We start from the raw sequence: 13,863 nt of genomic DNA, 5'->3' as shown, positions 1-13,863 counted from the left end.
TGGGCGCTGCACTCACGGCATTATGCCTGTGTCTCAACGGTTTGAAACGGCCGAATAGAGAGGGGGAACAGGGCTTGCTCACGATCAAGTACACCCAATCAAATGGAACCGGAACGGAGGAAGCATCATGCTGTACTACGCTCTGATATTTTTCATCATCGCTATCGTTGCCGCGGCGTTCGGCTTCGGCGGAATCGCCGCCGGCGCAGCGAGCATCGCCAAAATCCTCTTCTTCATCTTCCTGATCGTCTTCGTCGTCATGCTAGTTATGGGATTGATGAGACGTTAAGGCCCGGGCGAGCGAGCAAAGCCGCACCGGATACGACGCGGCTTTGCGCTCGCACATCGGCCGTTGCCGGCGGTCGCGCGCGAGCGACTGCCGCGTTACCCTGCGACGAGCCGCGTTCGACTGACCGGACCCCTCGAACATCGGGTCCAACGCATTCGTCGGCTTGGTGAAATTCGCACAGCCGTCTAGCTTTTGTGTGGGGACGCATCCGGCACCCGACTCTAGTAGACCTGGCCAGGCTGATCCAGTGTAGTAGGGTGCGTCTGAGGGTCGGATCGTAAATCGTTAAAATTCCAAAGCTTCGGCCTGGCGGCGTGCTCAGGCGAAGTGCTTGCAGCCTTATGGACGCCTAAACCCGGCAAAGGGAGCTACCGACGCGTGGAGACGCAGTTGTCGGCAAAAATGCGTCATTCGACATTTAGACCCACATCGCCGATAATCGCCCTGCCTAACAACTTACATCAGGAACTGGAATGTTTGATCTTTCCACGCTGAGCACATTTGTTGCGGTTGTTTTGGGGCTGTTTCTCATTCCAGGCCCTGCGGTGCTTCTCGTACTGAGCCGTACCGTCCAGTCCGGCCGTAAAACCGGGGTCATGACAGGCCTCGGCATCGCAGCCGGTGACTTCGTGCACACCATCTTTGCGGCAGTAGGCTTGTCGGCGGTACTGATGACTTCCGCACTCGCGTTCAACGCTGTGAAGTTCATTGGGGCGGCTTACTTGATTTATCTTGGTATTCGCGCCATCCGTGCGAAGCAGGGCAATCCGTCATTGCCGAAGGTGTCTGCCATAACGCCGGCAAGAGCCTTTTTGCAGGCCGTGCCGGCTGAGGTCCTCAATCCTAAGACCGCACTATTCTTCCTCGCCTTCATGCCTCAATTCGTGCACCCCGAACGAGGCACGATTTTTTTTCAGTTTGCCATTCTGGGACTGATTTTTGTCGCATTGAGTTCGTTGTACACGTCGCTCATCGCGCTTTCGATCCGCCCATTGGGTCGAGTCATGAGGCATCTGTCTTGGCTAGGCCGTTGGCAAGGAAAAATCGTAGGCACAATCTTTATAACGCTTGGGATCAAGGTCGCTACCCAACATCGATAAGCCAAGGGCCAATCGCTGCTTTCGGGAAAGCCGGTTGGCCGAAATGGATCGTTCAGCGCCCGACGACCGAACGCGATCGTGGCTTCTGGCTGCGCGCGGCACACATGGCATAAGACGACCCATTGCGGTCAGTTGCCAGATCGCGGTCCCTTCGTCGCTTCTTGAAGCACTGCGGTCATCCGACGGCCGGTCTTTTTGGTCGGGCATCGCCCAGCACAGTCAACAGCTCCGCAAAACCTTATCGACTTGGCGTATGCCGAGTTACGAACGGGTGCCGACGATGCTTCAGGATTTGCAGCCTTTGGAGTAGCGGCGGATGCGCGAGCCCGAGCGAAGAAAACCGACAGCATCTTTCGATCCGTTCGGTCATCGCGCTAAAAGTTCGTCGATTAAGCCTCAGCTTCAAGCGTCGGGCTGATGCAATACGTTCACGTTTACATCCGAGTCTTGCGGCGCACCCGCGAGCCGACAAGCATGTGGAAAAGGCTAAAAAAGCTCTCTTTGTCATCGTCCAGTTCCTCCGCGTTGCGATCCAGCGATACAAGTACAAGGACGGCCCTACCCGAAAGGCCGTCAACGCGCCCGCCGCGCCAGGGTTTGCTATCGGGCCTGCCGGAAGGTCGACCGCCGCGAGCGGGACAAACGAAGGAAAAACCTTACTACTCGCATAAGCGAAACCCGAACATCAATTTCAATCCGACCGCGATGCCACAGGCGACAAACGCGGCGCCGCAAAGCGTGACCTGCCGGCATTTCAGCATGAGTTGGATCGAAGATCCGGATTTTCTCGAAGTGGCTCAGTCGGCGGAATCCATTCGACGCTACTTCAGCGCCCCCCAAACTTCACGCGATCGCGCCGAGCAGCGCTACACGAATGCGTTGCATACCGACGAGGCATACAAACAATGCGTAGGCAATGCCCAGTTCGGACATTGGCTAGCGGATACTGCCACGAACTTGCAAGCGAGTGGCCTCACGGCAACCACGGCACTCGTGCTGACGATAGAGCACGCCATGGCGGTTCGGATGCAGCGAAAAACCGACGCCGACGGCAGCCAGCGAATTTGCGTCACATGCTATGACCCGAATCGAACCGGCGCTCAACTGCGCTTCGAAGCGGCAGCACCGGAACAACTGCGTGAACGCTCGCTCGCGGAATGTTTCGGCCTCGAGTATTTCGGCGATCACGCCAGCCTTTGTTGCACGGCGATCGATCAGAATCTCGCGACTTCACGGCCAGCGTTGGCCTATGCGCCGTCGATCGCGGACTTTCCCGCACTCTCTCAAATCGCAACCCATGCACTGGCGACGGGGCAGCCCGCGACAGTACGCGTAGCGATCGAGCTGCTCGAAGGCGCGGATATCAAGGGTATCGACGCGATCGAGGTGTTACTAGGCTGCAGAAACAAGAAGTCGGGGGCGCCTGGCTTCGCTCTTGCCATGCAGGACAACCATGCCGATGCACTACATGCCTTCATGTCCGCCTTGCCGGCGCTCGACTTGATCGGCGTGCAGGCGTGGCCTCTGCTCAGCGCCCGCCGCCGCGATGGCGTCACCGGATTGATGACAGCCATGCAGTGCAACCACGTACATGCCGTGGCGGCTTGGATGGACGGATTGCAAACCATCGGCGTACGCGGCAGCGACGCCGCAGCGCTGCTCGGCATTGCCCTTCCCAACGGGGCGACCGCGCATTATCTGGCGTTTCAATTCGGCAATGCCGATGTCATCGAGACATGGCTCGCCCGGTTGCCGGCACTCGGCATTCAGGGAAACGACGCCGCGGCGCTGCTCGGCGCGCCGCTTTCAACCGGCCGGACGCCGTTTATCGCTGCGATGAACGGGGGGCACGCGGGCACAGTTCAAGCGTTGCTCGAGAGCCTGCCGCAACTCGGGCTAAGTCGACAGCAAATAGCATCCCTGTTGGACGCTCAGACGTCAAAGGGCATGACCGGATTGGATTTGGCTCGGGCGAAAGGACATACTGCCGCAGTGGAGATCGTTCTAGCGGCCAGACAAGCCCATGGAATTTGATTTCGCCGAGGTCCGCTCCGGCGATCTGCTGGTGCCGCGTCCATGCTTTACGCCCTCGGCATCGCGTCGCGCGACGTTGCTGTTCGTGGATCCCGGACAATTCCACGCCAATCGATGCACGGATACCCGACTGAATAATGAGAAGCAGATATAATCTGCCGACCCAAAACGATTTGGCGGATATTATCGAAAGCTGTTTTGCATAACGTCCCGCAACATCAAATGATCAGGCTATCAACGTCCACCAAACCATCGTTGCCGGAATAGACAGTACCCGACGAGATCTCTTTCCACCTGGAATACTTTCATGATGCTGAAGAAGATACTGTTGTTCCCCACGATGCTCGCTATGATGCCGGCTGGCGCAGCGGAAAGCGCGGCTTCGCCCCCACCGTCGATCACGGTGCAGTTCGGTAAGCCGACTATCGAACAGAAGTTGTTTTACGAAAAGATGTACGAAAAAAAGCCTTTTCCCGACGCGACGTTGTATTACTACGACAACGGTGTCTATAAGATTATTTCGCCGGGCGAAGAGCATTACGGCGTCTATGTTGTGCGTGGGCATCTAACGGACGATGAATACGCAGTCCAGTATATTTCGCTGCCATCGTCGGACTGGGGCGGAAAGACGGCCCATCATTACCTGAAATTTAACCGAAAGGCCGGTACGTTCACGCAGCAAGCGACTTGGGAAGACGACCCGAACATCGCACCGCAGTACGGGCGCTTTTCTCAAGGCGACAACACTATCGCCGATCCGCGCTCAATCACGTGGCAGACCCATGCGGACCCAGAGCAGAAAAGCCGGTAAGCGAACGTCGTGAGCTAAGGTCCGGCTAGCCGCTAGTTGCCGCTGGTGACCTGCACGAGTACCACGCCGAATCGTCCACTTCTTTCGGTAATGTGCAGGACACCCGTTGTGGGTGTTTTCGGAATCTGCCAACGCGGCCCGCAGAAATCGATCTGCTCCTGTAGAACCGGTCGTCGAACGACACACGATACCGGCAGCTCTTCGACCCCGAAGTTATCGTGTAGCCGGCCTGTCCAACATGCGGTTGACTCGCCGTAAATCGCACCAGTGTGTCAAACGCGAACGCCACCATCATGCCGAAGGTCGTTGCTCCGAATACGAAACACCCTACCCAGTGACGCAATGGATTCGCGAGCGGCGGGCGCTGGTCGCGGAGCAACCATAGACAGGCGCCCCCAGCGAGTAATGCGCATGGAATCTTTACCCAGAGCGTCATGGCCCACGTCGTATACGCATCGCGCGAAAGCGCTCCGAGCAGGAATAGCATGCCGAGCCAAACGGCCGCGCCGCCTAGGAACAATTTGCCGCGAGCGGGAATCATTTCTGTGTCTTTCTTGTTGGATCGGTGTATTTTCACCGATTCCCATAGCCCTGTCGATTGACCGGGCATGGCCCGACAAAGGCCATTGCGAGCCGGTTGGGCGCCTGACATTCACGACGCTTTGCTGTCGCTCAGATTGCGTTTCAGGTATTCGGGCACACGTTCGTCGAAGCCAAGCGCCACGCGGCGTACTTCAGCCGAGTCGGTCGGCGCATGGCCGACACCGAGCGCCGAGGCGCGCGGCGCATCAACCGCCACGACCGTGCCGCGCACCTTGCCGAGGCCGGTTATCTCGCACTCGACCACCTGCCCCGGATCGATGCTGCGCGAATGACACGGCGTTCCCATGAGGATGACGTCGCCCTGCAACAGCGTAATGTGCCGCGCGAGGTCGGCAATCACGTAGTGTGGGCCCCAGATCGTCTCCTCGCCGATATGCGCTTCCTGCACAACGCGGCCGTTCACATAGGTCCGCAAGGTCTGCTCGAAAATATTCACGCCGCGCACGATGCCCGGCCCGATCGGAAGCAGCGTATCGGCGCCTTTGACGCGCAACATGCTGCCCTGATCGGTATCGCGGAAGTCCTGCAAGCCCATGTCGAGCGCCGGACAGAAACCCTCGATGTAATCCCATGCTTCGTCGGGCGTCACGTTCCGGCAAGTACGGCCGATCACGACCGCGTACTCGCCCTCGTAGTTCAAGTACTTGCAGTCCGCTGGCTTTAGGATCTCGCCATTGTGTCCGTTAAGCGATGTGCTGGGCTTGGTGAAGTACGTCGGCGTCTCGGTCGGCCGCGCTTTGTTGCGTGTCTCGAAGCTGCGCGAGCTATAGCTGATGTGAACCGCGATGATCTTCCCCGGATCGACCGGCGGCAGGTAAGCGCGCGCATCCACGTCGTCCAGCACGCGGCCGTCGTCTAGTTTCAGGTTGCCGCGCTGCGGCCCGTCTTCGATAACGGTGCCCCAAAACGCGCTGCCGCCGACGAGCACGCTTCGACGTTCGACGCGCGGTCCGCTGAGCACGGCAGGTAAGGTGTCGAACGGAAATTCGAATGGCATGTCGTTGCTCCCTTATCGCGGATCGGGGTTGGAACCGAACCACATGTGGATGTTTCCCGTTCCGCGCGCGTTCTCGTAGGCAGACAGTGCTTCGCCTTTCACCTGGCATTCGCGGCCGCCCATTGCACCCAGCATCTGGAGATAGTGAGCGCCGAAGGCTTCCCACGGCTTGAGGCGATACTCCTCTTGCCATCGGTCGAGGATCCGATCGTGACGCCCGCCCGCCATGAGTTCGAGCGCGCCCTTGTCGCTTTCGATGTTTTCCGGCGACGACACGTTGCTCTCGTGAAAGATCCGAGGATGATTCGGTTTCCAGTCGATTCCGTTGAACTTATGGCTCAATGCACCTGACGCCAGCAGCACCACGTCGAGATCGCTGCGGCGAATCGCTTCGCCGATCGCTTCACCCGACTTCAAAAAATGCGGCCACTCGCAGTTTTGACACGAACTCACCGATACCACTGGCGTATCGTTGTGTTCGAGATTCAAGTGCTTGATGAGGTTGACCGTCGCGTAGTGACGCTCGAGCAGCGGATGATCGATCACCCGGTTATAGCCGCCCTGCTCGCGCGAAACCGCTTCGATCGCTTGCGCGAGTTGCGGGTGGCCCCGATAGTCGAAATGCACGCCATGCAGATACCACGGCATCTCGTCGGACACATAGATACCCTTGTAGCGCGCGGCACCATCGACGAGGTGGTAGCCCGTCGTGAACCAGTGGCTGTCGAAAACGATGATGGCGTGCGGCTTGACCGCGTCGATCTTTTTGCGCAGACGCGCATAACCTGCGATGAGGTCGGAATCTTCCCCTGCCCCCATTGCGCGACGAAACTCTTCGCATTGCATCAACCCGGGATGATGCGAAACGATAGCGGCCCCGACGATACGGCCCATGTTCTTCTCCTTAGCGGTGGCTGAAGCTCGCGCGAAACGGCTTCTTGGGTACGACGACATCTTTAACGTCGCAGAAGAATTCGAAGCTCCAGTCCCCGCCTTCGCGGCCGATACCGCTTCGTTTGATACCCCCGAAAGGCGCTTCCAGATCTCGCACGCCGAAGCTATTGATCCAAATGAAGCCCGTGCGGACACGGTCCGCAACGGCGATCGCATGCTCGGTCTCGCCGTAGCACACGCCGCCGAGCCCGTAGTCCGTGCCGTTTGCGAGCGCGACCGCGCTGTTGTCGTCATCGAAGGTCTGAAGCGTCAGCACGGGACCGAACACCTCGTTCTGCACGATCTCGTCGTGCTGGCCGACGTTCGTCAGCATCGTAGGCTGAAAATACTGAGCGCCGAACGCATGGCGGCCGCCGCCCCACAAGACGTGTGCGCCCGTCTCGACGGCACGCTGCACGAAGCCTTCGACGCGTTCCAGTTGCCGCGGATGGATGATCGGACCGACCTCCGTCGCCTCCTCGCGCGGATCGCCGATGACGAGGCGTTCGACATGGGCACGCATCTTCTCGACGAATGCATCCGCGACGCGTTCATGTACGAGAAAGCGCGTCCCGGCGAGGCAAACCTGCCCGGCGTTGCGATACATCAGTGCTCCGGTTGCGGCCGCGCCGTCGAGGTCCGCGTCGTCGAGCACAATGAAGGGACTTTTGCCGCCCAGCTCGAGACTGCACGGCACGAGATTGGCTCCCGCCGCTTGTGCGATCCGCCGGGCGGTCGGCACGCTCCCCGTGAACGACACACGTGCGATGCGCGGATCGCCGACAAGCTTCGCGCCCGTGCGGCTGCCCGTGCCCTGGACGATGTTGAGCACGCCCGGCGGAAGGCCTGCGGCCTGTGCGGCGTCGGCCAGCAGCGAACAGGTGAGCGGCGCCCATTCGGGCGGTTTGAGAATGCACGTATTGCCCGCCGCGAGCGCGGGACCGAGCTTCCACGTGGACAGCAGCAGCGGCGAATTCCACGGCGTGACGATCACCACGACGCCCGCCGGATCGTGGCGAACGCGATGATGCGCCTGCTCTGTCTCGATCGGCCGGTTTTGCAGATCCAGCGCATGGTTGGCAAACCAGCGGATGTTGAGCATGGCGCGCGGCACGACGCCATGGCGCATGCGCGAAAGCAAGAGACCGGCGTCGGTGCTTTCCACGCGGCAGAAGTCGTCCGCGCGCTTGCCGACCTCGTCGGCAAACCGGTCGAGATAAACCTTGCGCTCGGCTGCACTCAGCAACGACCATGCGGGAAACGCGGCGCCCGCGCTCTCGATGGCCGCTTCGACATGCGCTTCGAGTCCTTCGCTGACGACACCCAGCACACGCTGATCGATGGGGCTGCGCAATTCGAACGTTTCCGGCGACCCGACGCGGCGGCCATCGATGTAGTGATCGGGTGAAATCGATACGCCCGCTACCTCGATCTGTGAAGTACTCATGTTCGATCCTTCGATGAAGTCAATATCCCGCGTGCTCCGACGCATATTCGTCGTCGGGCCTGAAGCGCGCCATCAGGGTACGGGCTGCTTGGGCGAGCATCGTTGCGTCGACGCCGACAGCGACGAAGCGGGCGCCCATCGACACGTACGAGTCGGCGAGCGACGCTTCGGTCGCCAGGATGCCCGATGCCTTCTGCGCGGCAGCTATGCGTTCGAACGCATACGCGATCGCCTTCTGGACGTCAGGATGGCCGGCATCGCCGAGATGTCCGAGCGAAGCCGCGAGATCCGCGGGTCCGATGAACACGCCATCGACGCCGTCCACCTGCGCGATCTCGTCGATGCGCGCGAGGCCGCGTTCGGTTTCCACCTGCACCAGCAGGCACATCCGCTCGTTTGCCGTGCGAAGGTAATCGCGTTCGCGGCCCCAGCGCGACGAACGCGCAAGCCCGCTCCCCACGCCTCGTATGCCGGCGGGCGGATAGCGCATTGCTCGCACAAGCTCGCGAGCCTGTTCGGCGCTTTCGACCATCGGCACCAGCAAAGTCGTCGCGCCAATTTCGAGCACTTGCTTGATCAGCGACGCATCGCCCTGCGGGATCCGCACCACCGGATGCGACGGATAAGGTGCGATCGCCTGCAAGCTGCCGAGCATGGTGCGCAGATCGTTCGGGCCGTGCTCTCCGTCGATCAGCAGCCAGTCGAAACCCGCTGTCGCGCACAGCTCGGCCGCATAGGGATCGGCAAGCCCGAGCCACAACCCGAACTGAACGCGCTTGCCGCGCAGCGCTGCCTTGAACGCGTTGGCGGTTCGATCCATCAGACGAACCTGACCGAGATGGATCCCAGCGGGCCATAGTCCGCGTGGAACGTGTCGCCGGTCGCACAGGCCACCGGCCGCGTGAACGAACCGCTCAGCACGATCTCGCCCGCCGACAGCATTTCGTCGTGGAGCGCGAGCTTGTTGGCGAGCCAGGCGACGCCGTTGCCCGGATGCCCCAGCACGGCCGCGCCTAGGCCGCTTTCTTCGATCACGGCATTTTTGAAGAGCAATGCGCCCGCCCAACGCCAGTCGACGTCGTTCGGCTTGCATGGCCGGCCGCCCATGACGATGCCCGCGTTCGCTGCGTTATCGGCAATGGTGTCGCGTATCTGACGCGGGGCACGCGTATCGCGATCGAACTGCTCGATGCGTGCGTCGATGAGTTCGAGCGCGGGCACCACATAGTCGGTCGCGTTGAGCACGTCGAACAGCGAGACGTTCGGCCCTTTCAGATCGCGGCCCAGCACGAACGCAAACTCCACCTCGAAACGAGGCACGATGAAGCGGCCGATATCCACCTCGCTGCCGTCACGCAGCAGCATGTGATCGAGGAGCGTGCCGTAATCGGGTTCGGTGATCTGCGAGGCGAGTTGCATCGCGCGCGACGTAAGGCCGATCTTGTGCCCGATCACCGTGCGCCCCTGCGCCTTCTGCAGCGCAATCCACTCGCGTTGAATGCCGTAACTGTCGTCAATGGACATGTCCGGATAGCGCCGGGTGAAATGGCGTAACTGCGTGCGTGTACGTTGCGCCTCGTCGAGTTCGCGAGCCAGCTCGCGACGGATGTCTGAGTCAAGCAATGTCGTCTCCAGGCCGCACCGGATGATGCTGCCGCGTCGTTTTCATGAGCCTGAAGTGTGGATCGCGCGCCGCCTGCGGACAAACAATGAATCCTCGACTTTCATCAAGCTGAGCTTGATAATGCGGCCATGTCGCTGACCAAATTCACCTTCCGTCAGATCGAGACGTTTGTCTGCGTCGCCGAGCTTCATAGCTTTGCGGGCGCCGCGCAGCGTCTGGGCATGACGCCGCAGGCGGTTAGCCAGCTCATCGCGGAACTCGAAAATATCCTGTCGTTTCGTCTGTTCGATCGCACGACGCGGCAGGTCAATCTGTCGACAGCCGGCAGAGACTTCCTGGCGTCGGCCGAAACCATCCTGCGGCATGTGAGGGAAGCGGAAAGCGCGGCGGACGACGTGCGCAATCGCGCCGCGGGCGTGGTGCGGATCGGCGCGCCGCTGGTGCTGGCCAGCACCGCATTGCCTGCTGCCATCCGCGAGTATCGGGACAAGCGTCCGAAGGTCGTCGTGAGGGTGCGGGACTTGCCGGTGGACGCGCTGGTATCGTCCGTGTCGGCTGGCGACGTCGATCTCGCGATCGGACCGGATCGCATCGTCGATACCGGCGTCGTGCGCGAGGCGCTGTTCGATAGCTTATGGGTGCTGTGGTGCGCGAAAGATCATGCGCTGGCGCGCAAGAAGGTGCTGCGCTGGCGAGACCTGATGACAATGCCGCTCGTCGCCGCCGGGCGCGATCACGAGCACAGCGTTAGCCAGATGCGGCTCAGCACACCGGAAGGCGAACGCGTTACGCCCATCGATGTAGTCGACAATATTTCGACCGCCCTCGGCATCGCCGCGCAAGGGCTGGCCGCGACACTCGCGCCGGCTTACGTCGGAGCGCTCGCGTCGGCTTTCGATATCGTGATGAAGCGCGTGGTGGATCCGGAAGTGCAGAGGAAGATCTGTCTCTACCGCTCATCCGTGCGTGCGGCTTCGCCGGCGGTGGACGGGTTCGCAGCGTTTCTCGGGCCATGGATGAAAGCGTGGTCGAGGCAGTTCGCTCACGCCGGGCGCACTGGATGAAACGATATCCACCCACTTCAGTCGGAGGTCAAAAAACCGGGCCTGTTTCCTTCCGGCGTCGCGTCCACTGCTTTGACATGCCTGCAAGCAACGATGACAATCGCCGCCGCGAGCAACAACCATGCTGCGATCACCGCCATCCCAAGATCGGTACTCCCCGTGCGATCTTTCATCCAGCCCATCATGAAAGGACTGACGAAGCCGGCCAGATTTCCCAGGCAGTTGATCAAAGCAATGCCGGCGGCAGCGGCCGCTCCATCGAGCATAGCGGTAGGAATGGCCCAAAAAACGGGCGCGAGACATGACAGTCCGATACACGCAATCGTAAGCGCGGTCAGCGCGAGGACAGTATTGCCGGCGTAGAGTCCACAGCCAAGCAGACCCAGCGCGCCCAACGCGGCTGGAACGGCGAAGTGAAAACGATGCTCGCGGCGCTTATCGGCGCTTCGCCCTACCCATAACATCGCTACCACGCCGAAGACATAAGGAATGGTGGACAGCAGGCTGATCTGCACCGCAGACCGCACGCCGGTATGGCGAATGATCGTCGGGAGCCAGAAACCGAAACCGTACTGCCCCATCGTACTGCCGAAATAGACGAGCGCCAGCAGCCAGACTCGGCCGCTCACGAGCGTAGTCGCGATCGAGTGCTTACGCTTGCCTGCATTGTCTTGTGCCAGTTGGGCGCGAAGCAATGCCTTCTGCCTGGGCGTCAACCATTTCGCCTGCTCGATCCCGTCGTCCAGATATAACAGCGCTGCGATGCCTACTAGCAGCGACGGAATCGATTCGACGATAAAGAGCCATTGCCATCCAGACAGACCGCGATAGCGATCGAGCGAGCTAAGGATCCAGCCGGACATGAGCCCTCCGAGCACGCCGGCGATCGGAATGGCCGTCATGAAGAGCGCGATGATGTGGCTGCGCCGTTTGGACGGATACCAGTAGGTGAGGTAAAGAATGACGCCCGGAAAGAAGCCCGCTTCGGCGGCGCCGATCAAAAACCGAATGACGTAGAACGACTCCGGCGAGTGCACCACGCTCATCGCGGCGGTTAGCAACGCCCAGGTCACCATGATCCGCGCGATCCACCGGCGCGCGCCGACGCGCAACATAATGAGGTTGCTGGGAATTTCGCAAACGAAATACGCGACGAAGAACATGCCGGCGCCGAGCCCGTATATCCGCTCGCTCCAGCCCAGTTCCGAAACCATCTGCAGCTTCGCAAAGCTAATATTGATGCGATCCAAGAAAGCGATGACGAAGCATAGACACAGAAAGGGGAGCACGCGTCGTGTCACGCGCGCGTAGGTCGCGTCTTCATCCTCTTCTAGCTGCGTGAGCGGTACCGACGAGGGATCGGCGGGTGCCATAGCATGTCTCCGTGCTTTTTATGTTCATGCAGTTTGGCTTCGGAGCATGGCGGCCACAAACGATCTTTTCTGTGCGGTTGTAAAGTCGAGCTTGTTAATCGGCTTGCCTGAATCGTCGACATTCCGAAACGGTCACCGACCGAACGGCGAATCGTCAGCAGCGGAGAGTGGGTTCGCGGCAGCTGCGCCGGGGCGATACCTACTTGTCTTTTCGCGCGCGTCTTGCGCCTAGGTGCTGAGGGTGCATCCGCCACCCGTCCCCGAGACGGACTTTATTACGCCCTATCGCGACGATGATCCAGAGAATAAAGTCCGTCCAAGGGGCAGACCGGAACTTGTTGAATACCTGAACGTTTACCGCTTCCTTTTCCGATGCAAGCGGTCGATACGGATCGGGGTTGTACGATTCGGTCCAGGCGAGCGCACTCAGAAACAGCATCATGAGCAGTGGCGCCATCCCCAATCAGGGGGATACCGCGAACCTCGGTGGTCGCGGTAGCCTTGAACGTCACGCAACCGGGGAATGCAATGAGCGCCTACGCTTACGCCGATTCTGAAAAGCCAACGTCGGCGGGTTCTCCGTCCCCCCCGGATGACGTCGCGGCGCCGGCTGGCCTATGCCGCGGTCGGCACATTCATCGGTTTGATGACGACATTTCCCAACGCACTCACCAACGTCAACCTCGGGACTATCTCGGGCTCCCTCGGCCTGTATACGGCCGAAGCGAGCTGGCTTCCCGCGCTGTATTTCGGAATGAACGCGAGCGCGAACCTCACGCTGGTAAAGGCACGCGCACAATTCGGCATTCCGCTCGTCACACAGGGATTGCTGATCTTGTACGCGCTCGTCGCCGCGCTGCAATTGCTGGCGCCCAGCTTTCCCATGGCCGTTGCGGCGCGCATCGCCAACGGCCTGGAGACGGGCGCGCTGACCAGCCTTTCCATCTACTACTTCCTGGTGGTCATGCCGGCGAAGCGCCGTGCGCTGGCACTCATTATTGGCATTAGCCTGACCCAGTTCGGCACGCCGCTGGCGCGCCTGATACCGGTGGAGTTATTGAGCACGCGTGGCTGGCAGGGCATGCATTGCATCGAGCTAGCCGTGCCTCTTGCGATACTCGCCGCGATCGTGCTCGCGCCCTTACCGCCCAGCGACCGGGCACGCTGATTCGAGCCGATCGACTTCGTCAGCATCGCGCTGCTAGTGCCAGGCATCGTGTTCGGTTGCGAAGTGCTGGGCCTCGGACGCTCGGTCTGGTGGCATGACACGCCCTGGCTGGGTCGCATGCTGGCCGGCTGCGTGCTGCTGCTCGCAATCGGCATCGGTATCGAGGCCAACCGCAGGCGGCCCCTGCTCGAACTGAAGTGGCTGTCCACTGTCAATATGGCCCGCTTCGTCGGCATCGCTCTCCTGATGCGACTCGCCCTCGCCGAGCAAACCTTCGGTTCGGTCGGGTTATTGTCGGCCGCTGGCCTCGACAACGACCAACTGCACATCCTGTTCGTCCTGGTAGCACTGGCGATGGTGGCCGGTATGGCTGTGAGCGGGCTGACCTTGAGCGAAGCACGGCTGCCGTATCACGTCATG

12 protein-coding genes and 1 pseudogene are annotated in these 13,863 nt (G+C 60.7%); 7 read left to right on the top strand and 6 right to left on the bottom strand.

Annotated elements, in window-relative coordinates; genetic code table 11:
• Window positions 1-127: 127 nt before the first annotated feature.
• From ACTHN9_RS01200 to ACTHN9_RS01185, 4 genes are all read left to right on the top strand, one after another.
• Window positions 128-289 (top strand): DUF1328 domain-containing protein, encoded by a 162-nt coding sequence (locus ACTHN9_RS01200; protein WP_102647037.1) that lies wholly within the window; start codon window positions 128-130, stop codon window positions 287-289.
• Window positions 290-762: 473 nt separating this feature from the next.
• Window positions 763-1,389, top strand: a complete 627-nt coding sequence (locus ACTHN9_RS01195) for a LysE family translocator (RefSeq protein ID WP_440534923.1) — start codon at window positions 763-765, stop codon at window positions 1,387-1,389.
• A gap of 417 nt (window positions 1,390-1,806) precedes the next feature.
• The gene (locus tag ACTHN9_RS01190; RefSeq protein ID WP_440534922.1) at window positions 1,807-3,423 is read left to right on the top strand and encodes a ShET2/EspL2 family type III secretion system effector toxin; all 1,617 of its coding nucleotides are present in this window, start codon (window positions 1,807-1,809) and stop codon (window positions 3,421-3,423) included.
• A gap of 310 nt (window positions 3,424-3,733) precedes the next feature.
• Window positions 3,734-4,234, top strand: coding sequence for a hypothetical protein (locus tag ACTHN9_RS01185; protein ID WP_440535055.1), 501 nt, complete (start codon window positions 3,734-3,736; stop codon window positions 4,232-4,234).
• A 652-nt stretch (window positions 4,235-4,886) separates the two neighbouring features.
• Here the strand turns inward: ACTHN9_RS01185 and ACTHN9_RS01180 are convergent.
• Genes ACTHN9_RS01180 through hpaH form a run of 5 tightly spaced genes read right to left on the bottom strand, consistent with a single transcriptional unit; the run spans window position 4,887 to window position 9,837 of the window.
• Window positions 4,887-5,834, bottom strand: a complete 948-nt coding sequence (locus ACTHN9_RS01180) for a fumarylacetoacetate hydrolase family protein (RefSeq protein WP_440534921.1) — start codon at window positions 5,832-5,834, stop codon at window positions 4,887-4,889.
• Between the two features lie 12 nt (window positions 5,835-5,846).
• On the bottom strand, window positions 5,847-6,728 hold the full coding sequence (locus tag ACTHN9_RS01175; RefSeq protein WP_440534920.1) for an extradiol ring-cleavage dioxygenase: 882 nt from the start codon (window positions 6,726-6,728) through the stop codon (window positions 5,847-5,849).
• A gap of 10 nt (window positions 6,729-6,738) precedes the next feature.
• Window positions 6,739-8,214 (bottom strand): aldehyde dehydrogenase family protein, encoded by a 1,476-nt coding sequence (locus ACTHN9_RS01170; protein ID WP_440534919.1) that lies wholly within the window; start codon window positions 8,212-8,214, stop codon window positions 6,739-6,741.
• Between the two features lie 19 nt (window positions 8,215-8,233).
• The gene (gene hpaI, locus ACTHN9_RS01165; RefSeq protein WP_440534918.1) at window positions 8,234-9,034 is read right to left on the bottom strand and encodes a 4-hydroxy-2-oxoheptanedioate aldolase; all 801 of its coding nucleotides are present in this window, start codon (window positions 9,032-9,034) and stop codon (window positions 8,234-8,236) included.
• Window positions 9,034-9,837, bottom strand: a complete 804-nt coding sequence (gene hpaH / locus ACTHN9_RS01160) for a 2-oxo-hept-4-ene-1,7-dioate hydratase (protein WP_440534917.1) — start codon at window positions 9,835-9,837, stop codon at window positions 9,034-9,036. The genes hpaI and hpaH overlap by 1 nt, the downstream gene beginning before the upstream one ends.
• A gap of 129 nt (window positions 9,838-9,966) precedes the next feature.
• Here hpaH and ACTHN9_RS01155 point away from each other — a divergent pair, with 129 nt between their 5' ends.
• Window positions 9,967-10,902, top strand: a complete 936-nt coding sequence (locus ACTHN9_RS01155; RefSeq protein WP_440534916.1) for a LysR family transcriptional regulator — start codon at window positions 9,967-9,969, stop codon at window positions 10,900-10,902.
• Window positions 10,903-10,919: 17 nt separating this feature from the next.
• Here the strand turns inward: ACTHN9_RS01155 and ACTHN9_RS01150 are convergent, their stop codons facing one another.
• Entirely contained in the window at window positions 10,920-12,275 is a 1,356-nt protein-coding gene (locus ACTHN9_RS01150; RefSeq protein WP_440534915.1) for an MFS transporter, read from the bottom strand.
• A gap of 592 nt (window positions 12,276-12,867) precedes the next feature.
• Here ACTHN9_RS01150 and ACTHN9_RS01145 point away from each other — a divergent pair.
• Both ACTHN9_RS01145 and ACTHN9_RS01140 read left to right on the top strand, forming a co-directional pair.
• A complete protein-coding gene (locus ACTHN9_RS01145) occupies window positions 12,868-13,443 on the top strand; it encodes an MFS transporter (RefSeq protein ID WP_440534914.1) in 576 nt (191 codons plus the stop codon).
• 36 nt (window positions 13,444-13,479) lie between these two features.
• Window positions 13,480-13,863, top strand: a pseudogene (locus ACTHN9_RS01140) (MFS transporter); the annotation flags it as partial.

It is taken from the genome of Trinickia sp. (assembly GCF_051953405.1).
Taxonomy (GTDB): Bacteria; Pseudomonadota; Gammaproteobacteria; order Burkholderiales; family Burkholderiaceae; genus Trinickia.
This window is presented reverse-complemented; position numbering and strand designations above follow the sequence as displayed.